Source organism: Sulfurimonas sp. NW9, from assembly GCF_051132275.1.
In the GTDB taxonomy this organism is placed as follows: Bacteria; Campylobacterota; Campylobacteria; order Campylobacterales; family Sulfurimonadaceae; genus Sulfurimonas; species Sulfurimonas hydrogeniphila.
The window spans coordinates 1,127,031-1,152,260 of sequence record NZ_CP093236.1; the positions used below are offsets into that span (position 1 = coordinate 1,127,031).

Sequence of the window (25,230 nt, forward strand, 5' to 3'; positions counted from 1 at the left end):
CTATTTTAACTTTGAAGCAATGTCTTTGACAGCATCACTTGCATGATTGAATGCAAGTGCAATACTTCCCTGATCCGTAACAACATCACCAATAGTATAAAGACCTTTTACATTTGTCTCAAAAGTTTTTTCATCATACACCGGAACATCCCATTCCCCTGTTTTAACACCTGAATTTACAAGGATGTCTTTTGGAGTAGTACCGCCAAGTGCATAGACTGCTCTGTCATATTCACCGGTAGTTCCATCTGTAAAGTTTACTTTGATTGCTCTTTCTGTACCTGGTTCAACACTTGCAACATCTACACCGAGTTTATTGATAAGTTTGCCATTGTTAAGGTACTTCATGCACATTTCTGTATTGGTCGGATTCATTCTTTTTATTTCAGCCTGTCTGTAATTGAGTGTTACAACACAGTCTTCCATACCTTCCATTTCAATCAAACCATAGGCATACTCACCGGCGGTATCTCCACCGCCGACTATCATCACATGTTCACCGTTTTGAACTTTGGAAAGATTGAAGTTAAGTACACTTTTGAGTTCTTTGGAAATTTGTATTTTGGTTTGTTAGGTTTACCCATGCGACCAACAGAAAGAATAACATTTTTTGCTTTCATATTTTCAAGAGCTTCGGCTATGCCGTCTGTAGCATAAACAATTGAAAAAAGTCCATCTTCCTCTTTTTCAATTCTAATTATTTCATGGTTGTATTCAAATTTGTCCAATACGCCGGCTTCACTTAACTTATCATTCATTTGTTGAATATAATCTTCTTTTGAACACTCTTCAAAAGTAACATTGCCAGTAAATTCAAACTTGATTCCCATCCAGTCTTTATCTACTCTTTTGCCTTTTTTGTAAAACTTATGAATCATATCATTATGATGCGGTGCCTTGTCTATAACCATAACATTTTCGATACCGGCCAGTTTTGCTTCTATAGCAGCTGCCATTCCGCCAGGACCTGCACCTATTATTGCCAGGTCTACTGTCTTTGGATTATTTTGCGCCATTTATTTCCCCTTTTTGTCGTAAAATTCAGGCCGTAGTATAGTAAATTTCAGGAAAATACTCTTGTTAATATCTGTTTATGTTATTTTTTTAATATGTTTTTAAAATTTCTCTGTTTATATACCGGTTTGATTGCTCTTGAGGGGTGTTCAGAAACAATTTTGCGTACATCCTCATGCTCGTCACTGCTTAACCTTTCAAGTATATCAAGCGGTACAATCGGATTTTTCGCAACCGCTGCCCGAACATTTTCATCTTCGTCTTTGCTTAGTTTATTTAAGATTTCAGGTGTTGTGCTTGGGTTCACTGCAATAGAAATTTTGACAAATACATCCTCATCATTACTGAGCGTATCCAAAATATCAACAGGGGTGTTTGCATTGCCGGCTACCCAAGACACAACTTCTCTGTCTTTGCTTAGGGCTATGAGCGTTTCGACTTTTGTATTTGGGTGTTCTGCAACAAATTCACGAACAAACGGACTTTCGTCTTTGCTTAGTTTGTCTAATGTTTCAGGTGAAGTATTGATATGTGCAGCAACTCTTGCGCGTACAAACTGGTTTTCATCTTCACTTAATTTATCCAGTGCTTCTGTGGATGTCTCCGGGTTGTTTGCCAGTGCTCTGCGAACACTCTCGTCACTGCTTTGTATCGATTCTAATTCTTCTTGTGTTATCATTTTTGCTGTTACCTTCATAATAATATGGTTTTTGATTTCGTGAATTGTAGCTATATGTCTCTTAAATGCTTAGTCAAAAGAAAACGGAAACTTTTTTTCTAAGTTATTCATCAAGTCTGTCTCTCTTTGTGATGTGACATTCTTTTTCAAATACTCCCAGAATTCTTTTGCTGCACTGACAACCCGGAGCCATTCTTCATCCTGCAGTATCTCCTGAGGATTTTCATCCGGTTCCATATAAAAGGCTGCAAGTTGATGAAACTTTTTTGCATGATCAGCCTCTTGTTTGGAAACATTTGCATGCAGGACAGCTTTTTCGTAAGCATCGTCGAGTGCTAATATGTCAAAATAGGCACTTATGCATTCATCAAAGGAAGAAGACCATACTTCATCATCGGGCCATTTGGCTGTTTGGGGGTAGACCCATGCCATTTCCTGGAGTTTGAGATTTGAAAATTCAAAGATTGTAGTTATCCAGTAGAGCCGCCATCTTTGTTTCAGTTCGACATCACTGATGTCATCCTGCAGATTTTTCATGAGCATAGTACTCTCCTTTGGTATGTTTTATAAGTTGAATCTTACCCTTTCTTGTCTTAAGCCTAAAGAGGTTAAAATTCAGTAAATACACAAGGATGAAAAATGAGCATGACAGGAATGATATTTCAGTTTAACAGTAATGACGGCAAGGGATTGCTTATGTTGTCTGACGGTGAGACAAAAGAGTTTGACACTACCCAATGGGTAGAGAAAAGTAACATACCCTCTGTAGGATTGAAAATCTCATATGATGAAAGTGGTGGTAAAATCAGGGTGAAGCCATACAATGAAGAAAAAAAAGAATCTTCCGCCTATTCAAATGCTGATGAGTGTATTCTTCACTTTAAAGAAGAGGGATTTAAAGTTGTCAAGGACACTGCAGGTGAAATGACGCGAACAATTACACTGAGAAAGTATGAAATGGGTGACTTTGCAGAAGTTATAATCAAGTCTGTGAACGATAAAGTTTCCGTAACCCATATGATAAACGGGAAAAAAACCAACTGATTTTTTTTATTTTTTATTAAGTATCCAATGGTATTATAATCACAAAAAGGAGACAATAATGAGCGAAACAACAACGGAAAAAGTGGACTTTGACAACATGAGTGTCATCCAAAAGATTAATGCTGTAGATAAAATTATAGATGAAAAAATCAGAGAATTCTTACATGCAGATGGCGGGGATCTGGATTTTATAGATCTTAAAGAGACAAACGGTCTGACTGATATTTATATCTCATATGTCGGGGCCTGCGGATCTTGTGCAAGTTCAGGAGGAACACTGACTTCCATTCAGAGAATTTTAAACGGTCAACTCGAAACCGACAATATCAGAGTATATGCAGTTTAGCATACAAAAGGAAAAAAATTGATTGCACAAGAAGAACTTTCGATGGTAGCAGTACCGAGCATGAATGACACACACCTGGAGGAAAGTCTTCTTATAAACAAACTTGAGACAGCTGCAGGCAGCAACGATATAGAATCAACGCTTGCAACGCTCAAGGAGCTTCTTGCACATACTTCCATACATTTTTCAGAAGAAGAAAGTATGATGCAGGAAACAAAATTTCCATCATATAACTCACATAAAGCAGAACATGACAGACATTTAAGCGAGCTTGCGCATATCATTAAGTATTTTGAAGAAAAAAGAGATACGAATGCGATTATGGCTTATATAAAGGGGAATTTAGAATCTTGGATGCTAGATCATGTTAAAACGATGGATGCGCTGATGGCAGAGTATTTTCAATCAGCTAATTCTTAATACTTTAAAACAGCGGCATCAACCGGCTGTTTTTAATCTTCGTAAGTTGGAGAAGTGTAGTCAAATCCAAATTTCATCTTTTGGCTTATATCTTCATCTATCTGATCTATAATTTCTTCGGTTACCTTTTCAATATTTTCGATAAACCTGTTTTTTTCTCTTGCATTCTTAAATGAATGAATGGTATAAGATTTTTCCTGTGTAAATGTCTCTAAAAACTTTTCTAAAACATCATCCCAGACTAAAATAACTTCTTTGCTTAACTGGTTTTCTTTTCCATCTTCTGGAAGCGTAAAATTAAAAACTATATTTTCTTCATATGTAATGACTTCATATTTTTTATTTGCTGTCAATTTGTATCCTTTTTAAAATTGACAGTGTACCTTTGTACTTTTTGATTGCACTTAAAATTAAAAACACTTATAATTTTTTAGCTAACGGGAATATAGGTCTGATACATTTCCCACCATCGGGCCAAGTCTCTTGCTTCTTGAGAGAAAGGATTGTTTACTATTCTTTCAAAAGTGGCAGTATCGAGACTTTTAAGCTCCTTTACAAGTTTACTGACACACTCTAAAATGACATCCGGCACTTCTTTATCTTGAGAAATTAATACATAAGCATAAAGCTCACAGGTATAATGTTTCTAGGTCTTGTGCCCAAAGACTAAGCTCAACCTGAGAGAGCTGTTGGCTGATACGGCCGACTTCTTCTCCTTCTTTGAAGGCAATAATGGTTGGAAGCGCACCCACTCCATACTCTTTTGCTGCTTTTTGATGTTTGTCGGCATTTATTTTTAAAAACCTTACTGTCGATCCAAAACCAAGTGCCGCATCTTCATAGTCTTCATACATTGCCATACACGGACCACAGGCAGTAGAATAAAAATCAACCAATACCGCAATACTGTTTTCTTTGATGTGCAGCATGCAGTTTTCATCATCTACTTCAACAACAAAAGGATTGTCGAGTTCTGAGTGGCATTGTTTACAGATAACGGTTTCTTCTTTGGATTCACCTTTGCTACTGTTAAGAGTGTTGCACTCTGAACATACTATTTTAATAATTTCCACAATTTGCCTTCTTTTATCATATCTTTTTGTTTTGATTATATTAAAACTTAAATAAGAAACACTTAAGTTTTAAACGAAGGAAATAATCTTAAAATATGGATTTTTTATGGCAGTTTCAAGTGTGTTGATTTCATCAAGTACAACCAATACTTCATGATTTTCGGTTTTTATTTTGATACATTCCTGATGATTTTCGTTACGGGCTGTATCAAGTGCTTTTCCTTCAAAAACAGAACCTGATTTCATGGTTAATTTAACAGGGTAGTGGTACATACATGCTATTTCAATATAGTCGTATTGTTGACAGCTAATCATGTTTGTAACAACAACTCTTCAACATTTTGTCTTGAATCAACAATAGCCATAACATAAACAGTGTCATTTTCAATTTTATACATAATCCTCCAATGCTGCACAATCAGCTCTCTATAAATAGGTATAATGTTGGTTTTTGTAACGGTCGAAGATAGCCGATAAATTTCTGCCAGGTAATTTATTGGTTACTCTGTTTTGTTAACTTACTTGTAAGTGCCTAGTTTCTTCTTTAAGCCTTTCAGCTATCCAAACTTTAATGATAGACTGTCTAGTTACACCTATCTTTTTTGCTTCTTTGTCTAAAGAGTCTATAACCCATTGTGGGAAATCTACATTAACTTTTTTTGTATCTGTTTTAAGAGCATTAGGTCTGGTAGCTTGTGAAAAATCAAGATATTCACTTATGTCTTCACCATTATCAAACTTCTCATCAAACTCTTTAGCAGTTATTGTTTTCATAATTCTTCTCCTCATTTTTCCTACATCTTCGAACACTAATAATTCTATTTGTGTTTTCTATTATAGTAAATATTACAACAAAACATTTTGTGAGTATTTTTGAGATGAGTGCATAGCGAATTTCATTATCAACAATGTTAGCAGGAACAACAAGTGCATCCTCATCTTGCCAAAGCTTTTGAGCTTCTACAAAATCTATGCCATGTTTCTCTTTATTGATTTGACTTTTCGTATCATCATACTCAAATTTCACATAAATCCTTTTTTTGTATTTTAAGTATAAAAAGTATACTTTAATTATACCATGTTTGTCAAGTCTTGAAAGTTTTTGTGGAGAGTTAACGGCGAAGCTGAGTGGCACGTTTAGGGCTCAGCTTTGTTTTGTTAGCATTTAAGCACAGTTAGTCTTGTAGTCTAAAAAAAGACTTTCTACTGGTATGTGCAACTGCTTATGTAAATTTCTTATCATCTCAATAGTGAGTTTTCTTTTTTTATTTAAAATTTCAGATACTCTAGATTTACTTCCAACAATAGAAACTAAGTCTTTTTGTTTTAAGCCTTCTTGCTCCATTCTAAACTTAATAGCTTCTATTGGGTCAGGTGCTTCGATTTTATAGTGTTTTTCTTCATAAGCCTCTACTAAAGTTGTTAAGACTTCTAGTTCATCCATCTCTGGTGTATTTGGTTTGGCACTCATTAAATTTTCAATTCTTTGCAGTGCTTCATTATAGTTTTGCTCATTTTTGATTGGTTTAATATTCATCTTATAAATCCTCCATTTTAACTTTATCGTATTGTTTATGTGTTCCAATAAATTTTACAAAAACAATTTTTGCATAATAGTTTATTGAAACTATCAGTCTATACTTATTTCCAGCAATATTGAAAACAACTTTTTCATTTCCAATAATACTAGCACTTCGATACATCTCTTTTACTTCATTTGGATTATTCCAATCAAGTTTCAGAACCTCTTTATGCCAAGCTTCTAAAGGATTTTTAGAGTCTGTGTATTTTGGCTGCTCGTAAAAATCTTTTAGTTTTTTCTTTGAAATTATTCTCATAGACGAATTATAACATAGTTCCCATTTTTAGAACTTAAATTATGTAAGATGAAATTTTTGAGGATGCTAACGGTTGACTCTAGCCAATAAATGACCGTTAGGGCATTTATTGGCTACGAGGTTTTGTTATGTGACTTATAGTCCGTGTACTAATAGTCATCAAAATGGTATTATAACTAAAAAAGAAAAGATAAAAGATTTCATGTCTAAAGAACTAGTAAAAAATGTTGCAATTACTTTAAGAAAAATCAGAAAACAAAAGAATATAAGTCAAGAAGACTTAGCAAATATGGCTGGGTTAGATAGAACATATATATCTGGAGTAGAAAGAGGTGTTCGTAATATAACACTTGATTCTTTAGAATCTATTGTTCTAGCCTTAGAGATTAATATATCAGATTTTCTTTTAGATTTAAACAAAAGTATACAAACAAGAAAGGAAAATTAAATTGGCAAAAAAGAAAACACGTCCACCAAAACTACCACAGCTTTTAGACAGAAAAATCTATAAAACAGGTCAAACAAGAGGAGCGGATGATGATGTTATATATCAAAACCGTGTATCTCGTTCAAGTACTGTTCTTATTCCATATCATCTGTTTGATGAAATTGGCTCACCTCCTGCAGGAGAGGATTCATTTACTAATGGATTTATTGTTTTAATAACACCAAAGGAGTATTTTGAAAATCCAAATATAGAAAATGATTTAGAATTAAAAGAGTTAGTTTTAGGAGAAAATGCTCTTATATTCTATCAAATTCGTTCAGATTGGGATTCTAATAACCCTGAAAGTTTAGGATGGTTTCCCGCTAACAATAGAGAAGCACCGCTAGGCGGACAATATGTAGCTAGAATTGCAGCCACAACATCAATAGATAATGGTGGTAAAATTTCAAGAGGTTTCAATACAACAGGTATGAAAGGTGCAGGGATCCGTTTGTTTGAGTATGCAACAAAAAACAGGATTGAAGATTGTCGTACACAGTTAGAAATAATATTCTGGTTATGTTCTGATTCTTTAGAAGTTGTTATGGAGTTTGGGATGTCTGAAGATGATGCTATTAAAAGAAAAGAAGATTGTTTCTCACAAGCAGAAGAAAAAGGCTTATTAGATTATGAGCGTTTAATTGATGCAAGAATGATAAATAATGAGAATAAAACGATTTGTCCATTATGTTTAGAGCCATTAACTGCTTACGGATTTTTTAATAGATTAGTACAAGCAACTGGAAGGGAAGTGCATGACTTAACAGTTACAGAAATTAATCTATTCCACATTCAAGAATTAAGATATGGTCAATACAACCACCGTCCTTACAATTTAGGCTGGGGACACCATCATTGCAATGTTGTTGTAAAAGACTCTGGTATCGATGAAACAATTGATTGGATGAAGAATGTACTTCAAAGAAATATTGAACAAGGTTATTTTGAAAGTTAGAATAATTTTTCTTGTATTTTAGTAATAGGGATTTCATTTAATTTATTTAATTTCAAGAACTCGTCATTATTTAGAAAATTTATTATTCTAGATGAAATCTTATTTACCCAGTGTTCTTCAATTTCAATTGATATATTTTTACGATTCAATGAAAGTGCTGATATTGCAGTACTTCCTGAGCCGGCAAAACAGTCCAATACAATATCATTTTGGTATGTAGTTGCTTCTATAGCGTGTTTTAACATATCTAATGGTTTTTCGGCAGGGTGCTTTCCTTTATATGATTTGACTGATGGAAATGTCCAAACATCAGTAAACTCTTTTGTTCCATCAATATTAAAAACTCTTATAACATCTTCATAAGGGGGCATATAGTCAACTTTCTTTGTATCAAGAATTGCCTTTCGTATTTTTTCATATTGTTCTTTACTTGGTGTATTACGACCAGCCTCCCAGTTAGAAACAGCACCCCCATGATTTACTTTTCCATATGCACCAGTAAGTTCAGTTAGTTGATGTCCTGAAAGACCTGATTGTTTTCGCATATTTCGTAGAAACTCCCCAAATGGAGAGCGATGGAGGTTACCATTAATAGCTGGTTCAGCAAATATTATTCGTTCTGAATGAGCATACCATTGTCGTAATGACTCTTTTTTCATTTTACCTTTCCAACCATCAAATCCTGGTTCATTTGGTTTTGTCCAAACAATATGAGATAATATGTTAAAGTTAGATGAAAATAATACCTCAAGGCGTGCAGACATAGATGAATCACAGAAACAAAATAATGATCCATTTTGCTTAAGTACTCTTCGCCATTCTTTAGCATAAGAAGCCATCCACTCCAAATAATGCTCATCTTTCTTAAATAAAGTATCTCCATAAATATTTTTCTTTTTAGTTGCATGGTAGGGTGGATCAGTTAGTATTAATGATATGGTATTGTCTGGAATTGTTTTTAATATTTCTAAAGAATCTCCGTGTGCAACAATTGATGACTCTGTTTCAGTATGAATATACGATGTTATTGTGTTTTTAATCTTTTGAAAGTCCTGTTTTCTTGATGACATCATATTTTGTGATTTTCCTGTGCTTATTAAGTGACTTATAGTCTACAGTAAAAATATTTAAATGTCAATAAAGAATAATAAATATTTTAGTAACATAACGACTGAAGATAGCCAATAAATTGCCGCTAGGTATTTATTGGCTACTCTGTTTTGTTATACTTTGTTGATGATTTTCAAGAAGTCTTTTTCCATGAACTACTGCCACAAACAAAATACTATCTTCATTCAATTTATAGATAAGTCTATAACTATTAAACAAAAATTTCTCGAATTTTTGTGTCATTAAATTCAGGAACTTTTCGCCCTAGTTCTGAAAATCCTTGTAATATCTCTGCTTTTTCAAAAAACTTTGAAACTACAGATTTAGCATAGGTTGGGGAATCTTTTTCTATGTAAGTTGCAATTGACTCAATATCCTCAAGAGCTTCTTCTGACCACTCTAGTGTGAAAGCCATTTATCCATTCTTTGTTTTGCATCTTGATGCGATGAAACTTCACCATTCTCAGCACGACTAATGCCATTTTTAATTTTTTCTACAACATAAAGGTGATACTGAATATCTTCATAAGTACAGTTGTCAGGAAGATTTTGAATCATCTCTTGTGCTTCTTGTTTTACGGCTACCATGTACTCTCCTTTTTTGTTTGTATTATAACATATCTTCTTTTTTAGTATAACGGGGGCGCGGGTGAATGACGGCGACATCTGAAAATTTATTTTCTGATGTTGTTGCTCATTCCTCCCGCTTGTTATCTGGCGCTGTGCGACAGATGACTAGCGGGTGTTCAACCCGCGCCCCCGTTATCCGGTCACGCAGTGAGCGGATAACTATTAAATAGGAGACATTATATACACATAAACCTTAAAAAACAAAAATAGTGAGACATGATAATTGTCTTTCTATTTTTAAAAATATGACAGTTTGCAATAAAAATTAGTTTAAAACAAAAAAAGAGCTACTATTGTAAAAATTCTAAATGTACCTTTTACTGAAAAATAGTCTAATAGTTGGACAAAATGTCTTTCTAATAAAGATAAACTGTAGAGAAAGGACATAATGTCTGTCTAGTTCTAAAGGAGTTATTATGCAAATGAAGAAAAAACTACTTGATTTGGTTCGTGAAAAAATTAGATTTAAGCATTACAGTATTAAAACAGAGCAGTCTTATACTGGCTGGATAAAACAGTATATATTTTTTCATAAAAAAAAGCATCCCGTTGAAATGGGCAAGAATGAGATAGAAGAATTTTTAACTTATTTGGCAGTTAAGAGAAAAGTAAGTCCTACTACACAGAATCAAGCTTTTTCTGCACTTTTATTTTTATATACTCAAGTTTTAGATATAGACTTGTCAAATGAAAATATTCAGGCTTTACGAGCACAAGAAAGAAAGCATATACCAGTTGTTTTAACCAAAGATGAAGTACAGAAAATTTTAGAAAATCTGACAGGGATATATCAACTTATAGTATATCTTATGTATGGCTGTGGCTTACGAATGAGCGAAGCATTAAATATAAGGATTAAGGATATAGATTTTGGATTTGATAAACTTTATATATGGAATTCTAAAAGTTTAAAAGATAGAACAGTTCCTCTTCCTCAAGTAATAAAGCAAAGACTTTTTGCACAAATTGACTATGTTAAAGGCATACATGCTAAAGATATAAAGGATGGATACGGCTCTGTATACATGCCTCATGCTTATGAAAGAAAATCTCCAAAAGCAAAGTTTAAAACAAAGTGGCAATATATTTTCCCTATGACTAAAGTCTCAAAAGACCCTCGGAGTGATACGATTAGAAGGCACCATATTCATCCAAAAACATTAGGCAGAAATATAAAAGCAGCAGCACAAAAAGCAAACATAAATAAACGTGTGACTTCACATATATTTCGACATAGTTATGCGACTCATTTACTGCAAGCAGGCATAGACTTAAGAAGTATTCAAGAGCTTTTAGGGCATAAATCTGTAGAAACTACTATGATTTATACTCATGTAGTTTCTGAGATGAACAAAGCAAAACTCATAAGTCCTTTGGACTTTTAAAAAGGCAAAAGAATGATAGAGAGATTTTATTTAAAAGATTATTTGAGTTTTAAAGAAGCGGAGCTTAATTTGCAATCGGGTCTGGTTGTGTTTACCGGTCCGAGCGGGAGCGGGAAGTCTATACTTATGGAGTCTATACTTTCATCGCTCGGGGGTGCGTCTTGTGATGCTTCTGTTTGTGAGGCAAGTGTTACCTGGACGATTGACGAAGAGGAGTGCGGCATTGAAAATGATGATATCAATGTATTTAAACACATCAAAAAAGAAAAGTCCCGTTACTTTATAAACAACCAAAGCCTTTCTCGCAAATCTCTCAGTCGGGTTGCATCTCAGTATCTCCGTCATTTGAGTTTAAAAGATTTCAGCGATTTTGAAAATGAAAACCTGCTTGATATTTTAGATAAAAGGGCAGGGAGCAAATCTCAAAAAATCGTGAAGCTAAAAGAGTCCTATAAAAAAAGTTTTTTAGAGTATCAAGAGGTGAAAAAAGCGTTACATGTAATAGAAGAAGAAGAGAAAAAAATTGTTGAGTTAAAAGAGTTTGCAGCATATGAGATAAAAAAAATAGAAGACATAAACCCTGTTATAGGCGAAGATGAAGAACTGTTGCAAATTAAAAAAGCGCTTTCAAAAAAAGAGAAAGTTTTAGGCAGTATAGAGTCGGCAAATGAGATTTTCAATTACGAGCATTTGGTTTCATCCGCCCTGGAAGCTTTGGATGAATCGAGCAGTTTTTTTGATGATGCCATGAATGAGTTGCGAAGTATCTTGGAGAGTTCGCAGGAGCGTTTTAGCGCATTGGATGATGTTGATGTGGAGGAGGTGCTGAACCGTATAGAGGCCTTAAGCGGACTCAAACGCAGGTACGGAAGCATAGAAGAGGCACTGGAGTATAAAAAGCAAAAAGAGCTTGAACTTGTAAAATATGAAAATATTGAAAGTGCAAAAAACGATTTGCATACAAGGTATGAAAAGCTCTCTGCAGAAGTTAAAGAGCTTGCCGATGCATTGAGTTCCTGCCGTGAAAAAGCTTTGCCGGGTTTTGTCAAAGACTTAAATCGCTACTTGCATAATTTGTATTTAAGAGATGCAAAGATCCACATGCGCACAATATCATACAACCTTTACGGACAGGACAAGCTGGAGATTGAACTCAATGACACGGAACTTTCCAAAATAAGTACGGGTGAATTTAACAGGCTCCGTCTGGCAGTTTTGGCTTTAAAGTCAGAGTTTATGAGCAACAATGGCGGGGTGTTGATGCTGGATGAAATAGATGCGAATCTAAGCGGTGAGGAGTCTATGAGCGTGGCAAAAGTTCTCAAACAGCTCTCTGAACATTTTCAGATATTTGTGATTTCCCATCAGCCGCAGCTTACTTCTATGGGAAATCAGCACTTTTTGGTCTATAAAGATGGTAAAATATCAAAAACAAAAGAGCTGAACATGAACGAACGAGTCGATGAAATAGCCAGAATCATCAGTGGAGAAACTGTTTCGAGTGAAGCCAAAAAGTTTGCAAAAGAGCTGTTGGAGGCAAACAGATGTGTTTCGTGATCTCAATTGTAGGACTGTTTTTGGCATACAGTTTTTACAATGCAGGCAATACACTCCTTGCAGGCGGTTCTGTTTTGGTTTCTGTGTTTTTTATATTTTTAATGATACGAAACATATTACATGTAAAGAAGAGAAGAGAAAAGAAAAATGATAATTGACACACATATACATTTGGATGATGACCGGTATGATGAAGATTTGGATGCGGTGTTGGAGCGTGCCAGAGAGGGTGGGGTGAAGCGTTTTATCATTCCCGGAGCGGATGTAAGTACTTTGGAAAAAGCTATCAGCATTGCGGAACGCTATGAAGATGTCTATTTTGCCATAGGTGTGCATCCGTATGATATCGAGGGTTTTGATATGTCCTGCTTTGAAAAGTACGTGGAACATAAAAAATGTGTGGCAATCGGTGAATGCGGGCTGGATTACTTTCGTCTTGAAGGCAGTGATGCAGAAAAAGCACAGGAAAAAGAGGCGCAGGCAAAGGTTTTTGCAGCGCAGATAGAGTTTGCCAAAAAACACAAAAAGCCTTTGATAGTCCATATCCGCAACGCTTCGCATGATGCAAAAATGCTGCTGCTGGAGCATAATGCAGGTGAAGTGGGTGGTGTGCTGCACTGTTTCAATGCCGACGATGAGCTTTTAAGTTTGGCAAATGAAAACTTCTACTTTGGCATAGGCGGTGTTTTGACTTTTAAAAATGCCAAAAAGCTCGTCAATATTTTACCACGTATACCAAAAGAGAAACTCCTTATAGAAACAGACGGTCCGTATCTGACGCCTACACCGCACAGAGGAGAGAGAAATGAACCGCTTTATACGACTCTTGTGGCACAGAAAATGTCAGAAATCTTAGAGATTCCAAGAGAGGAAATAGAAAATTTGACCACAGGAAATGCCCTGAAACTCTTTCATATTTCTTAATATTATTGTGGTTACAACTTTTTTTAATAGAATTTTGGCTAAAATAGCATAAATTAAAATTAAAAAGTTGTCTATGATTAAATATATATTAACCTTGTGTTTCCCGTTTCTTCTTTTGGCGAATTTGACGTATGAATCAAACTACAACAAAGAACTGGCATTGTTGGACTCATTTGATATAGAACCGTCATTTTTGTATGATCCTGTAATGAACAGAATGAAAGCAAAAACATTGTCAAGAGACAAACATTTTTTCAAGGCGATGGAAGATGCCTATCTGTTTATTCCTGCCATTAAGAGTACACTCTCAAAATACAATGTTCCTCAGGAGTTTCTCTATCTTGCCATGGCTGAATCAAATTTTCACACAAAGGCCTATTCTAATAAACGAGCAGCCGGACTGTGGCAGTTTATGCCCGCAACAGGCAAACTTTTTCATCTGAAAATTGACGAGTATGTAGATGAGAGACGCGATTTGATCAAATCAACCGAAGCGGCGGCAAAATACCTTTCGGCACTGCATAAGCGGTTTGGAAAATGGTATTTGGCTGCCATTGCCTATAACTGTGGCGGCGGTGCGTTAAGCAAGGCAATTAGAAAGGCAAAAACAGACAAACTTTCTGTTTTACTCAATCCTAAAAAACACTATATCCCGAGAGAGAGCCGCTACTATATCCGCAAAATTGTTGCCCTTGCCCTGATAGGCAGTGACGAGCAGTATATGCTGCACAGTGAGTATGAGTACCTTTTAAATCGTGCAAACGCCTACTCGATTGCAACCGTGAAACTGCCTCGCGGAGAGTCCTTGGCACGACTCTCAAAACTTATTCATATTCCCTTAAAAGATTTGAAAAAGCTCAACAGACATTTAAAATATGATTTTGTTCCGCCATATGCAGATGGATACGATGTATATATACCGTATATCAAACTCGCAGAATACAAGCAAAAGTATTTTCAGGAACCCATACAGAATATCTACAAGATACATGTAGTCAGACGGGGAGAAAACCTTTCCCGTATTGGCAAAAAATACGGTGTTTCGTACAAGGTGATTAAAGATTTCAACAAACTGCGCACAAACCGTTTACGAATCAAACAAAAGCTTGTCATTCCCATAGCCAAAAACACTAAACACAAAAAATTTCAAAGTACGCATTATTATATGGTAAAAAAAGGTGATTCTTTAGGCTCCATCGCAAGAGCCCATAAAATCAGCATTAAAAACATACGGGCACAAAACAACATCAAAGGATCTTTGATTCGGGTCGGCGAAAGGTTGAAGCTGTATGAATAAAATATTTTTTTTATCGGTGCTTGGTATTACTTTGTTTACAAGCGGATGCAGCACAAGAGGACCGAGCAGCTACATACATCATAAATACTCAAGCCCTGCATACAGTCAGAAAAAATATTCACATCCGACGATGCGTCCTTATGTGGTACACGGAAAACGGTACTATCCGACTGTCGTAAGTGTCGGAGACAGATTCCGAGGCAATGCAAGCTGGTACGGACCGAATTTTCACGGAAAGTTTACATCTAACGGTGAAAGATACAATATGTGGGATATGACAGCTGCACATAAAACACTGCCGATGAATACCATTGTAAGAGTGACCAACAGAAGAAACGGAAAAAGTACGGTGGTTCGCATCAATGACAGGGGGCCTTTTGTCTCGACAAGAATCATAGACCTCTCAAAAGCGGCAGCCTCAAAAATCGACATGATAGGCACGGGAACTGCTCCTGTAACACTTGAAGTGCTTGGTTTTGCAGGAAAAGGCAAAAACAAGATACCAAATAAAAAACAGTTGAAAAAATCACCTAAGAGTGTGGAATTAAGCAGTTTTGCATTGCAGATTGCCTCTTTTTCAAATATAAACGGCGCAATAAGGACACAGGAAAAGTATAACAATACCGACGGATATACAACAGTCATCAAAGATATGCAGACACCAAACGGCAGAATGTTCAAAGTCTGGCTCAAAGGCTTTAAAAGTGAACAAGAAGCAAGAGACTACAAGGCAAACGGCATATTCAAAGGTGCATTTATAGTGAGAGAGGATTAAAAATGATTACAAAAACAAGAACAACCAAAGAGACAGATATAACAGTATCACTCGATATCAACGGTACAGGCAAAAGTAATATTAATACAGGTGTCGGCTTTTTAGACCATATGCTTGAGAGTTTTTCCAAACACTCTCTCATTGATTTGGACGTTACATGTAAAGGGGATACGCATATAGATGACCATCACAGTGTTGAGGATGTGGGCATTGTTTTAGGCTCTGTGCTTGCTCAGACTCTTTACCCTGTAAAAAATATGGAGCGTTTTGGGAGTGCAAACATTGTGATGGATGAGGCATGTGTCTCCTGCGATTTGGATCTGAGCAATCGTCCTTTTTTGGTCTATGAACTCAGTGTCAGTGGAAAAGTAGGGCAGTTTGATACAGAGCTTGTTGAAGAGTTTTTTCGTGCCTTTGCCTTAAACGCAAGAATAAGCATGCACATTATAGAGTGCCGCGGGAAAAACAAACACCACATTATAGAAGCGGCATTTAAGGCGGTCGCTGTTGCACTCAGACGGGCAACGGCAAAGAATGAGAGAGTCGGCATCCCAAGTACAAAAGATGTTTTATGATTAAACTGATAGTATTGGATGTTGACGGTTGTTTAACTGATGGTAAACTTATATACTCGGCAGAGGGATTTGAAAGCAAAAATTTTAATGTAAAAGATGGACTTGGCATAACAACCTGGATAAAAACGGGAAATCAGGTTGCCATTATAACAGGAAGAAATTCCTCTATCGTTGAAAAAAGAGCCAAAGAACTGGGAGTGCAGCATTTGTACCAGGGTATACGGGACAAAGAGAGTATTCTAAGAAAAATCATTGCTGAACTCGGTCTGGAGTTTTATGAGGTTGGCGTAATCGGCGATGATCTGAATGACTATAATATGCTGCGTCTTGCCGGGAGAAGTTTTACTCCGAGTGACGGGCATGATGCAATTAAAGAACTTGTCAATACAACACTCTCAAAAAGCGGCGGCAATGGTGCGGTAAGAGAGATGATAGATATTTTAGTGAAAGAAAATGACCAAAAAGAAGCATTTTTATCTGTCTGGGTGTAAGGAGTAAAAAATCAATATCAATATATTTTTAACCTTTGTCATTACGCTTTTGCTGATGATATTTTTCATGTTCAAACCTATGGATGTAAAAATACACCATTTTACAGATGTGCCACTCTTTGAATTGAGTGATTTTACGATGTATGAACTTGATACTCACGGATTGGCGACAATTTTACTTGGAAACACCGGAACAAGATACGCTGAGAGATATGAGATAAAAGATATGGACTATACCGACAATTCGAAAAAATATATTGCAAATATGGTCTCTGACCTGGGTGTATATAAAAATGAAATCGTCAAGCTGAGCGGTCATGTTGTCTATGTGCGAGAAGACGGACTGACATTTAAAAGCCAAGAAGCACTTTACAATAAAAAAACAGCAGATGTAGTCAGCAATACAAAATACACTGCCTACCTGAATGACAATGTAGTCATCGGCGACTATATAAAATACAATAATATTACAAAAAAGATTTATTCTAAAAATGTTATTGCTACATATCAATTAAAAGAGGAAAAATAGATGAAATATCTACTTGTACTAACACTTTTTTTACAGACTCTACTCTTTTCACAAGAGCTTAAAATCAAAGCAGATGAGTTTAGAGGCGACCAGAAAAAAGGTATTTCAGTTTTTACCGGACATGTCAGAATTAAAAAAGTCAATGATGAACTTAACGCCTCCAAGGTTACAGTATATACGGACAAAAACAACAAGCCCACAAAATTTGTAGCTGTCGGAAATGCTTCTTTTGTAATAAAAACAGTAGAGGGAGCAAACTACAGAGGTGTTGCACAAAAAGTCGTTTACCTGCCTTTAAAAAAAGAATATCACTTTTTTGGAAATGTACATCTGCAACAACTGAACGAGAAAAAAGAGATTTTCGGTGATGAAGTAATTTTGCAGGCGATAAGCGGGAAAGCCTATGCCAAAGGTGTTGCAAAAGAGCCTGTCATTATGATATTTGATATAAAAGACGAAAAGGAAAAAAAATGATAGACATTGTTGAGGCAAAGTTTATAACATCGGCTCCGAATGTCAATGCAGCTCCGGAATCCAAAGAACAGAACGAAGTAGTTTTTATGGCACGCTCAAATGTTGGAAAAAGTTCACTGCTCAACGCTTTGACAAATCACAAAGGGTTGGCTAAAGTCTCTTCAACTCCCGGAAAAACAAAGCTTATAAATTATTTTGATGTTACTTTTTTAAACAGAGAATCTTCTGAAAAACTTGTGGCAAAGTTTGTAGACCTGCCTGGTTTTGGCTACGCAAAAGTAGCAAAATCTCTCAAGCATGATTGGGAAAAAAATCTGACAGACTATATAGCCAACAGGGAAGAGATAAAGATTTTTATACACCTTATAGATTGCAGACATCCCCATTTGGAAATAGATACGGCAGTGAGTGATTTTCTTTTTAGCACGGCAAGAGAAAACCAATATATACTGCAAATATTTACAAAAATTGACAAATTAAATCAAAAAGAGCAAAGTGCACTTCGAAAAGAGTTTCCAAATGCTTTAATGGTTTCAAGTGCGAAAAAAAGAGGAATCAATAAAATTGTTCAAGTCATTTATGGAATACTGCAAGAGAAGACAGATGAAGATTGACTACACCAAGGCGAAACTCTCAGATATTGAAAAAATGAGAGATCTGGTACAGCCTGAAGTGCAGAGCGGTATCATTTTAGAAAGAAGCGAGGATGAAATCGCAACAAATATCCGTTCGTATACTTTGGCTTTTATAGCTGATGAACTTGTCGGTTTTACGGCACTCCACATCCACACAAGATATCTTGGCGAAATACGCTCTTTGGTTGTAAAAGAGGGGTTTCGGGGACAGAAAATAGGAGAAAACCTGGTTGAATGCGCTGTTGATGAGGGCAGAACACTCGGTCTTCAAAAAGTACTGAGTCTCACCTACAAGCAATCTTTTTTTGAAAGACTGGGATTTGTGGAAATTCCAAAAGAGTCCCTTCCCGAACATAAAATTTGGGCCGATTGTATTAAATGTAAACACTTCCCGATATGCAACGAAGTATCTCTCATCAAAAACCTGTAATCTCACTCTTTTATATAGTGCTTTTTGTACTGTATGACAGTCTGGGCACTATTTATCCGTTTTTGCCGCCAATGCTGACACTTCTGTATGTACTTTTTGCCCGTGCACTTGACAATGACGACACACTCTCTGTTTTTGTTGTTGTACTGTGTCTTGTTGTTTTTGAAGCCAACTACGGATATATGCTTTTGAGTGCAGTTGTCTATTTTTATGTATTGTATAAATTTATTATGCCTCAAATCACCAAAAATTCCAACTGTTCAGTTTGTATTCGAGCACTGACAGCCATCCTTGTCTATCTTGGTTATTTTCTTTTTCTGACACTGTTGTCAAATATTTTTTTATTGCCACAGCCAAATATAAATTACTATATAATTTACTATATAGTAATTGAATTCTTTTTAATAGGTCTCTTATGAAAATAAAATTTATTATTTTTGTGTTTGTATCAATCTGGCTGGCACTTATAGTGCGCGTTTTCTATCTGGCCGTTGAATCAAACAGTTACTACAGCAGGCTTTCATTGCAAAACACCATCAAACATGAGCAGATAGCACCTGTCAGAGGTGAGATAGTAGACAGATACAATCGACCTGTAGCTATTAACAAACTTGGATTTAAAATCCAAATTGCACCTCATTTGCTCTTGAAAAAACATAAAAACGAATTTAATGACACCGTCTCTTTTTTAAAGAAAGCACTGCCTGATTTAGACAAAGAAAAAATTATTAAAAACTACAGAAAAAAAGACTCATACTATAACCACAACTTCATAGATGTTGTCCATTTCATACCATATGAAAAAATGATGCCGGTATATTCTATGCTGAACCTGCGAAAAAACATTAAAATTCTTCCGGCACCCAAAAGATACTATCCGTATAAAAATATTGCTGCACATATGATAGGCTATGTTTCTCGTGCAAACCAAAAAGATATTGACAAAGACCCTCTGCTTGACCTCATAGGCTACACCGGAAAAACAGGTCTTGAAAAATACTATAATTCTTACCTGCAGGGTACACCTGGAGTAAAAGAGATAAAAGTCAATGCCAACAATCGGGAAGTGGAGGAGTTAAGTTATAAAAGTCCTGATGAGGAGAGAAAACTGAAACTTACGCTTGATATGGAGTTGCAAAAGTACATCTCAAAGCTTTTTGAAGGCAAGGTAGGTGCTGTAATTGTTATGAATGTTGACGGTTCCATTTTAGCTGCGGGCAGTTATCCAAATTATGACTTAAATATTTTTGTTTCCGGAATGTCCTATAAAATGTATGATGAACTCTCATCAAGTCTTGATCACCCTTTTACAAATAAAATGACACACGGTTTGTATCCGCCAGGTTCGACCATTAAACCTCTTTTGGGGCTTTTATATATCACTACGGACTTGAATGAATACTGGAGTGTTGACTGCCGCTCAAACCTGAAGTTAGGCGGAAGAACGTTTAGATGCTGGAAGAAAAAAGGGCACAGACACACCAACATCACAAAAGCAATACGGGAGAGTTGTGATGATTTTTTCTATAAAGGAAGCCTGGTACTGGGCAATAAAAAAATGAGTGCCGGCTTAAAACGCTATGGTTTTGGTAAAAAAACAGGTATAGATTTGCCCAATGAATTTATAGGTGTTGTTCCCTCCCGTGAATGGAAGCTACGAAAATACCATAAAATATGGAATATAGGCGAAACGGCAAATATGGCAATCGGGCAGGGTGATTTTCTTGTAACGCCTATACAGATTGCCAGAGAAACAGCGCTTATGGCAACCGGAAAGCTGCCTACTCCACATTTTGTTTCTTTGATTGGAGATAAAAAGTATAAAAGCAGCTACAAAAATGTGTTGAACAAAGTGGAATTGAAAAAACTTCCTGTTATCCAAAAGGCGATGTATCAGGTATGTAATTCTCCTCACGGAACGGCCACGAATTATTTGCATGTAAAAGTAAAAATAGCAGGCAAAACAGGGACGGCACAGGTCATAGGCATAAAACAGGATATTTTGAAAAGAAAGAAGGAACATGAACTCTCTTACTATAAGAGATCACATGCCTGGTTTACAACTTATGGACCGTATAAACATCCTCAGTATGTTGTAACTGTTATGGTAGAACACGGCGGACACGGCGGGCATGCAGCGGGTTCTATAGTTTCTGACATATACAACAGGCTTTTAGAACTTGGGTATATCAAGAAAAAATAATTTTATGCAAAAGAATTTTGAATAAACAGTGCTAAAATTATAAGCAGAAAAATGCCTCCGGCTTTGTTGTACAGCTTGTTTGCCAAAACAAACAAAAGCGCTATGGAGGCTGCAGCAAGAATAAGCATGTCAAATTTTGTAGCTGCCAGATTTACACTCAGCGGATTCAAAAGAGCCGCACCTCCTAAAACCATAGAAAAATTGGCTACATTTGAACCTATGATATTTCCTATACTCATCTCGGCATTGCCTTTTTTTACGGCGACAAGAGAGACGACAAGTTCAGGCAGAGAAGTACCCAAAGAGATTAAAAACAGACCGATAATCCACTCACTTACATGTAAACTTCTTGCTATATTTGTACCGCTCTCTACAACAAAGTTGGCGCCTCCGATTGTTAAAACAAAACCAACACCCAACAGTACAGCACTTTTTAGCCAATTAAATTTTTCTTTGACCAAATCTTCATCTATCTCGCCTTCAAGCTCTTCTTTGTTGCTTGAAAACAAAAATATGATATATGAAACCATCATAAGTAAAAACAAAGCACCGTCAATGCGGCTGATCTTTCCGTCGAGCGTCATAATAAAAAAGATTACCAGAGGTACAATAACCCAGGCACTGTCTTTTGAGAAGAGATCCCTGTCCGGATTCATGGATTTCGCAATCATAAAAACAATACCCAGTACCAAAGTGATATTAAAAATGACACTTCCTACGACATTGGCAACGGCCATATCGCTTTTTCCGTGTGCCGATGCCATCATAGAAGCTGCCATTTCCGGCAAAGAGGTGCCAAAAGCCACCAAAGTCGCACCGATGACAAAGTGTGAAATGTTAAAGTGCAGTGCAATCCGTTCTGACTCTTTAATGATAAAATCAGCCCCATAAATCAAAGCGGCCATTGCCGAAATAAATATAATATAATCCATTGTTAAGTACCTATCCCTGTGTTCTTACTATTAAACTTTTCGGAAGATGAAACTCATTAATGAGCCGTTCTTCTTCTTCTCGCATTTGACCATTATCTGTTTCATGATCATATCCAAGGAGATGTAAAAGTCCGTGTATAAAAAGGAGTGTAAATTCATCTTCTTGTGTATGCTTGAACTCTGCAGCTTTTTCACGTACAAAATCATAAGAAACAACTATGCTTCCAAGTGGACTCATAGGCATCTCTTCATAGGGAAAACTGAGCACATCGGTTGGTTTGTCTATGTTTCTATACTCTTTGTTTATTTGCCGTATCTCATCATTTGCAGTAATGACAAGTTCTATGTCTTTATCTGTCATACTTAAAGCAATTTTTTGCAGCAGCGTGTTGTTTACTTCAAAAGAAGTTTTGTTGTCAATATCTATCATAAGTGGAATTATAGCAGATGAGAAAACATCTGCCAAGAAAGAGGAGAAATTCAGCCTGTAATATTAAGATTGCTTCCTACACCGGTTTTTTGTGCAGTCATTTGTTTGGATTGCTCCTGAGCAGCCTGAATAATTTTTTCTATTTGCTGCGCCTGTACATCCTGCGCTTTTTTCATAATATCTGTTTGTCCCAGCCCTGATGAAGTTTGTGTTGAAGATGATACTTCCATAACTTCCTCCTTGTTTGAAATACTAAAGTATATAACACTTATGGTAAAATTGTACCATGAAAAAAGAAAATAACACAAATAAAAAAGCTGTTTGCATCATGAGCGGAGGCATGGATTCTACGTTAAGCGCCTATATGATGAAGAATCAAGGCTATGAAGTTATAGCAGTTCATTTTAATTATGACCAAAGAACACAGGCAAAAGAGCTTGCATGTTTTGAAAATATATGTCAAAGTTTACATGTAAAGCAAAAGTATATTTTAGATTTGGATTTTTTTAAACAACTTGGTGCTTCTGCACTGACAGACATAAACATAGAAGTACCTACAGGCGGAGTAGAAGAGGGTATTCCTGTAACGTATGTACCGTTTAGAAACGGCATATTTCTCTCTATGGCCGCAGCAATAGCTGAAAAAGAGGGTGCAGAGGTTATCAGTATAGGCGTTGTTGAAGAGGACAGCAGCGGGTATCCGGATTGCAGGGAAGAATATATACAGGCTATGCAAAAAGCAATCAATCTAGGCACAAAAGATGACACAAAGATAGAAATAAAAATGCCGCTGGTGCACCTCAAAAAATCACAAATTGTAGAAGAAGCCCTAAAACTGAATGTTCCTTTGGAACTGACATGGAGTTGCTATAAAAACGAAGACAGGGCCTGCGGTGTGTGCGACAGCTGCAGACTCCGTTTAAACGGCTTTGAAAAAACAGGCGTGAGCGACCCGATTCCCTATGCATAAAACGGTTACATGTAAAGAGCTTACGGCACAGCTTGTATATGCTCCAAAACTTAAGCACAGTTACATACAGATAAAGCATGATTCAAGCATTATCATAAAAACGCCATACAGGCAAAAAAAGTATGCGATAGAGTTTTTTCAGGATAAAGAGTCCTGGATTCGAAAACAGTTACATAAAAATTCTCTGCGCAAGCCTTTACATGTAAACCTGGAGGATGAAGTGCTGCTGTTTGGCGAAATTTACAGTATAGACAGTGATGAAGCGCATTACCTGCGAAAAAAACTGCAGCGCTTGCAAACATCAGACAAGACAAAAGTTCTGTCTGCATATGATAATTTTTATACATATACAGCCAAAGAGTATCTGCCTCAAAGAGTAGACTATTTTGCCCAGATAATGCAACAGGAATACAAAACTTTAAAATTCAGAAAGATGAAAAGCCGGTGGGGAAGCTGTAGCTCTGCAAAAATCATTACATTCAACACCCAACTGATAAAAGTACATAAAGAGCTGATAGATTATGTAATAGTCCACGAACTTGCACATCTTGTCCATATGAACCACTCAAAAGATTTTCATGACCTGGTTGGAAAATACCTGCCTCACGCAAAAGTACTCAGAAAAAAACTGAAAAACATTTCTCTATCTTTGTAAATATTCCTGATGATACTTGCTTGAAGGCGACCAGAGCATCCATCCGTTTGTTCCTATATCCTCTGCAGCTTTGATTTGTGCCTGTATCTCTTCTCTCTTATACGCTTTTCTTGAAGATGTATAATCTTTAAAATACTGCAGCCATGGGCGGACTCTATTGCTTGGAATTCTGTCTTGAATCTTTTTTATACTTCGATATACAACCTCATAGGGGTGTTTCGCCGGATACTTAAAATAAAAAGAGCCGCTTGAAAAGCCTGAAGGGTAGAGCATCGGGCATAAGTAGTCTGCGTAATTTGCCAATGATGTAACAGTCTGTCCTATGCCGTTGTCATCTTTTGCCCAGCAAATATTTCCATAGGTGTCAACAGAGATAAAAACACCGTATTTTTTTAATCTTCTCTGTGCCTCTTTCAAAAAACTCTCTATTGCTTTTATCCGGTTTGGTTGCGTGCATTGTCTACAAAACTGCAATCCTTTTTTTGCAGGAAAACGGATATAGTCAAAATTGATTTCATCATAGCCGGCCTTTGCAGCTTCTTCGGCAATAGATATGGCATAATTGTGCGCACGTTTGTCAAAAGGGTCCACCCAGGCCATATTGTCATGATTTCTCCATATTTTTTTATTTTTTTTGATGGCGTAGTCAATATTGTGAGAAGCCTGCAGTTCATCTTTAAAGGTTACAATTCTGGCAATGGTATAGATATGCCGCTCTTTCATAGTTTTTATAAATTTTTTAATATCTCTGTTCGTACGCTGCTTGTAGGCACCATACTCATTGGCCTGCTTGAAGCCGGTCCAAAACTGGGTAGAACCGTATTCGTTTTTAACATCTACCACCACGGCATTTGCCTCGGTTGTCTCTATGAGATGGAGTATTTTTTTTAACGTACCGGAGTTGTTGCTGGCACCCCAGAAGGTTAAGTAGAGTGCTTTTACATGAATGGGTTCAAGTTTCAATGTTGTTGTGTTTGTATCAGATGTAAACGTATAAGGTCTGTATCCATAGGCTTTGATATGGTATCTGTTTTCTTTTGAATCTATAAAGAACGAACCGTTTTCATCACTTTTGACACTGTTTTTTGAGTCACTGATAAAAGCAGATGCTATAGGTCGCAAAGTGTGTATATCTACAATAGTTCCACCAAAAGAGGCAAAAAGCAGGGATGAAAACAAAAATAATAAAAATAGCAGTTTTTTCAAGAAAATCCCTTTAGGTAATTTTTTTTGCAATCTTACTATAGATTAAGCAAACAGAGGACAATTGCGCTTTGTTTGCAGACAGCGATTTTAATGTGATATTAAATTTAGTTAAAGTACAATGTACTAAACACAACATCATTATAGAATATATTAATAAATGTTTGAG

General features: G+C 36.3%; 39 protein-coding genes. 21 read left to right on the forward strand and 18 right to left on the reverse strand.

Annotated features, from left to right (window positions below; translation table 11 throughout):
* From MLC44_RS06460 to MLC44_RS06475, 4 genes are all read right to left on the reverse strand, one after another.
* Entirely contained in the window at positions 1 to 492 is a 492-nt protein-coding gene (locus tag MLC44_RS06460; protein ID WP_434658841.1) for an NAD(P)-binding domain-containing protein, read from the reverse strand.
* On the reverse strand, positions 489 to 1,016 hold the full coding sequence (locus MLC44_RS06465) for an NAD(P)-binding domain-containing protein (protein ID WP_434658842.1): 528 nt from the start codon (positions 1,014 to 1,016) through the stop codon (positions 489 to 491). Before MLC44_RS06465 ends, MLC44_RS06460 begins: the two co-directional genes overlap by 4 nt.
* A gap of 80 nt (positions 1,017 to 1,096) precedes the next feature.
* Positions 1,097 to 1,693, reverse strand: a complete 597-nt coding sequence (locus MLC44_RS06470; protein ID WP_434658843.1) for a hypothetical protein — start codon at positions 1,691 to 1,693, stop codon at positions 1,097 to 1,099.
* Positions 1,694 to 1,762: 69 nt separating this feature from the next.
* On the reverse strand, positions 1,763 to 2,236 hold the full coding sequence (locus MLC44_RS06475; RefSeq protein WP_346388755.1) for a hypothetical protein: 474 nt from the start codon (positions 2,234 to 2,236) through the stop codon (positions 1,763 to 1,765).
* Between the two features lie 96 nt (positions 2,237 to 2,332).
* On the opposite strand from MLC44_RS06475, the gene MLC44_RS06480 reads away from it, so the two are divergent.
* Genes MLC44_RS06480 through MLC44_RS06490 form a run of 3 tightly spaced genes read left to right on the forward strand, consistent with a single transcriptional unit; the run spans position 2,333 to position 3,503 of the window.
* Positions 2,333 to 2,737: a hypothetical protein gene (locus MLC44_RS06480; RefSeq protein ID WP_151900334.1), complete on the forward strand. Its 405-nt coding sequence runs from the start codon at positions 2,333 to 2,335 to the stop codon at positions 2,735 to 2,737.
* Between the two features lie 58 nt (positions 2,738 to 2,795).
* Positions 2,796 to 3,083: a NifU family protein gene (locus MLC44_RS06485; RefSeq protein ID WP_151900333.1), complete on the forward strand. Its 288-nt coding sequence runs from the start codon at positions 2,796 to 2,798 to the stop codon at positions 3,081 to 3,083.
* Between the two features lie 18 nt (positions 3,084 to 3,101).
* Positions 3,102 to 3,503 (forward strand): bacteriohemerythrin, encoded by a 402-nt coding sequence (locus tag MLC44_RS06490; protein WP_434658844.1) that lies wholly within the window; start codon positions 3,102 to 3,104, stop codon positions 3,501 to 3,503.
* 32 nt (positions 3,504 to 3,535) lie between these two features.
* Here MLC44_RS06490 and MLC44_RS06495 read toward each other — a convergent pair whose 3' ends face one another.
* The 7 genes from MLC44_RS06495 to MLC44_RS06525 form a co-directional block, all read right to left on the reverse strand.
* A complete protein-coding gene (locus MLC44_RS06495; protein ID WP_151900331.1) occupies positions 3,536 to 3,856 on the reverse strand; it encodes a hypothetical protein in 321 nt (106 codons plus the stop codon).
* Positions 3,857 to 4,132: 276 nt separating this feature from the next.
* Positions 4,133 to 4,576, reverse strand: coding sequence for a thioredoxin family protein (locus tag MLC44_RS06500; RefSeq protein ID WP_346388758.1), 444 nt, complete (start codon positions 4,574 to 4,576; stop codon positions 4,133 to 4,135).
* Between the two features lie 69 nt (positions 4,577 to 4,645).
* A complete protein-coding gene (locus MLC44_RS06505; RefSeq protein WP_418640325.1) occupies positions 4,646 to 4,891 on the reverse strand; it encodes a Rho-binding antiterminator in 246 nt (81 codons plus the stop codon).
* A gap of 198 nt (positions 4,892 to 5,089) precedes the next feature.
* Positions 5,090 to 5,350, reverse strand: a complete 261-nt coding sequence (gene brnA / locus MLC44_RS06510) for a type II toxin-antitoxin system BrnA family antitoxin (protein ID WP_223176111.1) — start codon at positions 5,348 to 5,350, stop codon at positions 5,090 to 5,092.
* The gene (locus MLC44_RS06515) at positions 5,331 to 5,603 is read right to left on the reverse strand and encodes a BrnT family toxin (RefSeq protein WP_434658845.1); all 273 of its coding nucleotides are present in this window, start codon (positions 5,601 to 5,603) and stop codon (positions 5,331 to 5,333) included. Before MLC44_RS06515 ends, brnA begins: the two co-directional genes overlap by 20 nt.
* A 138-nt stretch (positions 5,604 to 5,741) precedes the next feature.
* Entirely contained in the window at positions 5,742 to 6,113 is a 372-nt protein-coding gene (locus tag MLC44_RS06520; protein ID WP_151900325.1) for a helix-turn-helix domain-containing protein, read from the reverse strand.
* Between the two features lies 1 nt (position 6,114).
* Entirely contained in the window at positions 6,115 to 6,414 is a 300-nt protein-coding gene (locus tag MLC44_RS06525; protein WP_346388698.1) for a type II toxin-antitoxin system HigB family toxin, read from the reverse strand.
* Between the two features lie 130 nt (positions 6,415 to 6,544).
* Between MLC44_RS06525 and MLC44_RS06530 the strand changes: the two genes are divergently transcribed.
* Together MLC44_RS06530 and MLC44_RS06535 are read left to right on the forward strand one after the other, a co-directional pair.
* Positions 6,545 to 6,862 carry a helix-turn-helix domain-containing protein gene (locus tag MLC44_RS06530; RefSeq protein ID WP_434658846.1) on the forward strand — a complete coding sequence of 106 codons (318 nt, stop codon included), beginning with the start codon at positions 6,545 to 6,547 and terminating at the stop codon, positions 6,860 to 6,862.
* A 1-nt stretch (position 6,863) separates the two neighbouring features.
* Positions 6,864 to 7,856: a BstXI family restriction endonuclease gene (locus tag MLC44_RS06535; protein ID WP_434658847.1), complete on the forward strand. Its 993-nt coding sequence runs from the start codon at positions 6,864 to 6,866 to the stop codon at positions 7,854 to 7,856.
* On the opposite strand, the gene MLC44_RS06540 is transcribed toward MLC44_RS06535, so the two are convergent.
* The 3 genes from MLC44_RS06540 to MLC44_RS06550 all read right to left on the reverse strand — a co-directional run bounded on the left by MLC44_RS06540 (position 7,853) and on the right by MLC44_RS06550 (position 9,554).
* Entirely contained in the window at positions 7,853 to 8,929 is a 1,077-nt protein-coding gene (locus MLC44_RS06540; protein WP_434658848.1) for a DNA methyltransferase, read from the reverse strand. The genes MLC44_RS06535 and MLC44_RS06540 overlap by 4 nt on opposite strands.
* A 248-nt stretch (positions 8,930 to 9,177) precedes the next feature.
* Positions 9,178 to 9,381: a type II toxin-antitoxin system RelE/ParE family toxin gene (locus MLC44_RS06545; protein WP_434658849.1), complete on the reverse strand. Its 204-nt coding sequence runs from the start codon at positions 9,379 to 9,381 to the stop codon at positions 9,178 to 9,180.
* Positions 9,366 to 9,554: a hypothetical protein gene (locus tag MLC44_RS06550; RefSeq protein WP_151900322.1), complete on the reverse strand. Its 189-nt coding sequence runs from the start codon at positions 9,552 to 9,554 to the stop codon at positions 9,366 to 9,368. Before MLC44_RS06550 ends, MLC44_RS06545 begins: the two co-directional genes overlap by 16 nt.
* Before the next feature lie 458 nt (positions 9,555 to 10,012).
* Between MLC44_RS06550 and MLC44_RS06555 the strand changes: the two genes are divergently transcribed.
* From MLC44_RS06555 to mrdA, 14 genes are all read left to right on the forward strand, one after another.
* A complete protein-coding gene (locus tag MLC44_RS06555) occupies positions 10,013 to 10,981 on the forward strand; it encodes an integron integrase (RefSeq protein ID WP_434658850.1) in 969 nt (322 codons plus the stop codon).
* A gap of 12 nt (positions 10,982 to 10,993) precedes the next feature.
* The gene (locus tag MLC44_RS06560; protein ID WP_434658851.1) at positions 10,994 to 12,538 is read left to right on the forward strand and encodes an AAA family ATPase; all 1,545 of its coding nucleotides are present in this window, start codon (positions 10,994 to 10,996) and stop codon (positions 12,536 to 12,538) included.
* The gene (locus MLC44_RS06565) at positions 12,526 to 12,696 is read left to right on the forward strand and encodes a hypothetical protein (RefSeq protein ID WP_188110063.1); all 171 of its coding nucleotides are present in this window, start codon (positions 12,526 to 12,528) and stop codon (positions 12,694 to 12,696) included. Before MLC44_RS06560 ends, MLC44_RS06565 begins: the two co-directional genes overlap by 13 nt.
* Positions 12,686 to 13,462, forward strand: coding sequence for a TatD family hydrolase (locus MLC44_RS06570; protein ID WP_434658852.1), 777 nt, complete (start codon positions 12,686 to 12,688; stop codon positions 13,460 to 13,462). The genes MLC44_RS06565 and MLC44_RS06570 overlap by 11 nt, the downstream gene beginning before the upstream one ends.
* A 73-nt stretch (positions 13,463 to 13,535) precedes the next feature.
* Positions 13,536 to 14,759, forward strand: a complete 1,224-nt coding sequence (locus MLC44_RS06575) for a lytic transglycosylase domain-containing protein (RefSeq protein WP_230973323.1) — start codon at positions 13,536 to 13,538, stop codon at positions 14,757 to 14,759.
* Positions 14,752 to 15,534 carry a septal ring lytic transglycosylase RlpA family protein gene (locus tag MLC44_RS06580; protein ID WP_188110062.1) on the forward strand — a complete coding sequence of 261 codons (783 nt, stop codon included), beginning with the start codon at positions 14,752 to 14,754 and terminating at the stop codon, positions 15,532 to 15,534. Before MLC44_RS06575 ends, MLC44_RS06580 begins: the two co-directional genes overlap by 8 nt.
* A 2-nt stretch (positions 15,535 to 15,536) precedes the next feature.
* Complete coding sequence (hisB, locus tag MLC44_RS06585) at positions 15,537 to 16,109, forward strand: imidazoleglycerol-phosphate dehydratase HisB (protein ID WP_346388770.1); 573 nt, start codon at positions 15,537 to 15,539, stop codon at positions 16,107 to 16,109.
* Positions 16,106 to 16,600, forward strand: coding sequence for a KdsC family phosphatase (locus tag MLC44_RS06590; RefSeq protein ID WP_151900304.1), 495 nt, complete (start codon positions 16,106 to 16,108; stop codon positions 16,598 to 16,600). The genes hisB and MLC44_RS06590 overlap by 4 nt, the downstream gene beginning before the upstream one ends.
* Before the next feature lie 67 nt (positions 16,601 to 16,667).
* Complete coding sequence (locus MLC44_RS06595) at positions 16,668 to 17,129, forward strand: LPS export ABC transporter periplasmic protein LptC (protein ID WP_418640338.1); 462 nt, start codon at positions 16,668 to 16,670, stop codon at positions 17,127 to 17,129.
* Entirely contained in the window at positions 17,130 to 17,603 is a 474-nt protein-coding gene (gene lptA, locus MLC44_RS06600; protein ID WP_346388771.1) for a lipopolysaccharide transport periplasmic protein LptA, read from the forward strand. It begins immediately after the preceding gene.
* Positions 17,600 to 18,217 carry a ribosome biogenesis GTP-binding protein YihA/YsxC gene (gene yihA / locus MLC44_RS06605; protein WP_434658853.1) on the forward strand — a complete coding sequence of 206 codons (618 nt, stop codon included), beginning with the start codon at positions 17,600 to 17,602 and terminating at the stop codon, positions 18,215 to 18,217. Before lptA ends, yihA begins: the two co-directional genes overlap by 4 nt.
* Entirely contained in the window at positions 18,207 to 18,668 is a 462-nt protein-coding gene (locus MLC44_RS06610) for an N-acetyltransferase (protein ID WP_434636197.1), read from the forward strand. The genes yihA and MLC44_RS06610 overlap by 11 nt, the downstream gene beginning before the upstream one ends.
* Positions 18,635 to 19,087, forward strand: coding sequence for a hypothetical protein (locus MLC44_RS06615; protein WP_151900299.1), 453 nt, complete (start codon positions 18,635 to 18,637; stop codon positions 19,085 to 19,087). Before MLC44_RS06610 ends, MLC44_RS06615 begins: the two co-directional genes overlap by 34 nt.
* Positions 19,084 to 20,871 (forward strand): penicillin-binding protein 2, encoded by a 1,788-nt coding sequence (gene mrdA, locus MLC44_RS06620; RefSeq protein ID WP_418640342.1) that lies wholly within the window; start codon positions 19,084 to 19,086, stop codon positions 20,869 to 20,871. The genes MLC44_RS06615 and mrdA overlap by 4 nt, the downstream gene beginning before the upstream one ends.
* A gap of 2 nt (positions 20,872 to 20,873) precedes the next feature.
* On the opposite strand, the gene MLC44_RS06625 is transcribed toward mrdA, so the two are convergent.
* From MLC44_RS06625 to MLC44_RS06635, 3 genes are read right to left on the reverse strand one after another with little or no spacing between them, the layout of a single operon-like run.
* Entirely contained in the window at positions 20,874 to 21,803 is a 930-nt protein-coding gene (locus tag MLC44_RS06625) for a calcium/sodium antiporter (protein WP_434658854.1), read from the reverse strand.
* A gap of 10 nt (positions 21,804 to 21,813) precedes the next feature.
* A complete protein-coding gene (ybeY, locus tag MLC44_RS06630) occupies positions 21,814 to 22,233 on the reverse strand; it encodes an rRNA maturation RNase YbeY (RefSeq protein WP_346389034.1) in 420 nt (139 codons plus the stop codon).
* Positions 22,234 to 22,283: 50 nt separating this feature from the next.
* Positions 22,284 to 22,463: a hypothetical protein gene (locus tag MLC44_RS06635; protein WP_151900295.1), complete on the reverse strand. Its 180-nt coding sequence runs from the start codon at positions 22,461 to 22,463 to the stop codon at positions 22,284 to 22,286.
* A 56-nt stretch (positions 22,464 to 22,519) separates the two neighbouring features.
* On the opposite strand from MLC44_RS06635, the gene queC reads away from it, so the two are divergent.
* Positions 22,520 to 23,203, forward strand: a complete 684-nt coding sequence (gene queC, locus MLC44_RS06640; RefSeq protein WP_434658855.1) for a 7-cyano-7-deazaguanine synthase QueC — start codon at positions 22,520 to 22,522, stop codon at positions 23,201 to 23,203.
* Positions 23,196 to 23,858 (forward strand): M48 family metallopeptidase, encoded by a 663-nt coding sequence (locus tag MLC44_RS06645; RefSeq protein WP_151900293.1) that lies wholly within the window; start codon positions 23,196 to 23,198, stop codon positions 23,856 to 23,858. The genes queC and MLC44_RS06645 overlap by 8 nt, the downstream gene beginning before the upstream one ends.
* On the opposite strand, the gene MLC44_RS06650 is transcribed toward MLC44_RS06645, so the two are convergent.
* Positions 23,847 to 25,064 (reverse strand): putative glycoside hydrolase, encoded by a 1,218-nt coding sequence (locus MLC44_RS06650; protein WP_434658856.1) that lies wholly within the window; start codon positions 25,062 to 25,064, stop codon positions 23,847 to 23,849. The two genes, MLC44_RS06645 and MLC44_RS06650, sit on opposite strands and share 12 nt — an antisense overlap.
* Positions 25,065 to 25,230: the final 166 nt, after the last annotated feature.

Excerpts from the sequence above, each read along its gene's own strand:
- MLC44_RS06465 (WP_434658842.1), bottom strand. The coding sequence starts at position 1,016 with ATGGCGCAAAATAATCCAAAGACAGTAGACCTGGCAATAATAGGTGCA.
- MLC44_RS06470 (WP_434658843.1), bottom strand. The coding sequence starts at position 1,693 with ATGATAACACAAGAAGAATTAGAATCGATACAAAGCAGTGACGAGAGT.
- MLC44_RS06475 (WP_346388755.1), bottom strand. The coding sequence starts at position 2,236 with ATGCTCATGAAAAATCTGCAGGATGACATCAGTGATGTCGAACTGAAA.
- MLC44_RS06480 (WP_151900334.1), top strand. The coding sequence starts at position 2,333 with ATGAGCATGACAGGAATGATATTTCAGTTTAACAGTAATGACGGCAAG.
- MLC44_RS06485 (WP_151900333.1), top strand. The coding sequence starts at position 2,796 with ATGAGCGAAACAACAACGGAAAAAGTGGACTTTGACAACATGAGTGTC.
- MLC44_RS06505 (WP_418640325.1), bottom strand. The coding sequence starts at position 4,891 with ATGATTAGCTGTCAACAATACGACTATATTGAAATAGCATGTATGTAC.
- brnA (WP_223176111.1), bottom strand. The coding sequence starts at position 5,350 with ATGAAAACAATAACTGCTAAAGAGTTTGATGAGAAGTTTGATAATGGT.
- MLC44_RS06520 (WP_151900325.1), bottom strand. The coding sequence starts at position 6,113 with ATGAATATTAAACCAATCAAAAATGAGCAAAACTATAATGAAGCACTG.
- MLC44_RS06525 (WP_346388698.1), bottom strand. The coding sequence starts at position 6,414 with ATGAGAATAATTTCAAAGAAAAAACTAAAAGATTTTTACGAGCAGCCA.
- MLC44_RS06540 (WP_434658848.1), bottom strand. The coding sequence starts at position 8,929 with ATGATGTCATCAAGAAAACAGGACTTTCAAAAGATTAAAAACACAATA.
- MLC44_RS06545 (WP_434658849.1), bottom strand. The coding sequence starts at position 9,381 with ATGGCTTTCACACTAGAGTGGTCAGAAGAAGCTCTTGAGGATATTGAG.
- MLC44_RS06550 (WP_151900322.1), bottom strand. The coding sequence starts at position 9,554 with ATGGTAGCCGTAAAACAAGAAGCACAAGAGATGATTCAAAATCTTCCT.
- MLC44_RS06555 (WP_434658850.1), top strand. The coding sequence starts at position 10,013 with ATGCAAATGAAGAAAAAACTACTTGATTTGGTTCGTGAAAAAATTAGA.
- MLC44_RS06560 (WP_434658851.1), top strand. The coding sequence starts at position 10,994 with ATGATAGAGAGATTTTATTTAAAAGATTATTTGAGTTTTAAAGAAGCG.
- MLC44_RS06565 (WP_188110063.1), top strand. The coding sequence starts at position 12,526 with ATGTGTTTCGTGATCTCAATTGTAGGACTGTTTTTGGCATACAGTTTT.
- MLC44_RS06570 (WP_434658852.1), top strand. The coding sequence starts at position 12,686 with ATGATAATTGACACACATATACATTTGGATGATGACCGGTATGATGAA.
- MLC44_RS06575 (WP_230973323.1), top strand. The coding sequence starts at position 13,536 with ATGATTAAATATATATTAACCTTGTGTTTCCCGTTTCTTCTTTTGGCG.
- MLC44_RS06580 (WP_188110062.1), top strand. The coding sequence starts at position 14,752 with ATGAATAAAATATTTTTTTTATCGGTGCTTGGTATTACTTTGTTTACA.
- hisB (WP_346388770.1), top strand. The coding sequence starts at position 15,537 with ATGATTACAAAAACAAGAACAACCAAAGAGACAGATATAACAGTATCA.
- MLC44_RS06590 (WP_151900304.1), top strand. The coding sequence starts at position 16,106 with ATGATTAAACTGATAGTATTGGATGTTGACGGTTGTTTAACTGATGGT.
- MLC44_RS06595 (WP_418640338.1), top strand. The coding sequence starts at position 16,668 with ATGTTCAAACCTATGGATGTAAAAATACACCATTTTACAGATGTGCCA.
- lptA (WP_346388771.1), top strand. The coding sequence starts at position 17,130 with ATGAAATATCTACTTGTACTAACACTTTTTTTACAGACTCTACTCTTT.
- yihA (WP_434658853.1), top strand. The coding sequence starts at position 17,600 with ATGATAGACATTGTTGAGGCAAAGTTTATAACATCGGCTCCGAATGTC.
- MLC44_RS06610 (WP_434636197.1), top strand. The coding sequence starts at position 18,207 with ATGAAGATTGACTACACCAAGGCGAAACTCTCAGATATTGAAAAAATG.
- MLC44_RS06615 (WP_151900299.1), top strand. The coding sequence starts at position 18,635 with ATGCAACGAAGTATCTCTCATCAAAAACCTGTAATCTCACTCTTTTAT.
- mrdA (WP_418640342.1), top strand. The coding sequence starts at position 19,084 with ATGAAAATAAAATTTATTATTTTTGTGTTTGTATCAATCTGGCTGGCA.
- MLC44_RS06625 (WP_434658854.1), bottom strand. The coding sequence starts at position 21,803 with ATGGATTATATTATATTTATTTCGGCAATGGCCGCTTTGATTTATGGG.
- ybeY (WP_346389034.1), bottom strand. The coding sequence starts at position 22,233 with ATGATAGATATTGACAACAAAACTTCTTTTGAAGTAAACAACACGCTG.
- MLC44_RS06635 (WP_151900295.1), bottom strand. The coding sequence starts at position 22,463 with ATGGAAGTATCATCTTCAACACAAACTTCATCAGGGCTGGGACAAACA.
- queC (WP_434658855.1), top strand. The coding sequence starts at position 22,520 with ATGAAAAAAGAAAATAACACAAATAAAAAAGCTGTTTGCATCATGAGC.
- MLC44_RS06645 (WP_151900293.1), top strand. The coding sequence starts at position 23,196 with ATGCATAAAACGGTTACATGTAAAGAGCTTACGGCACAGCTTGTATAT.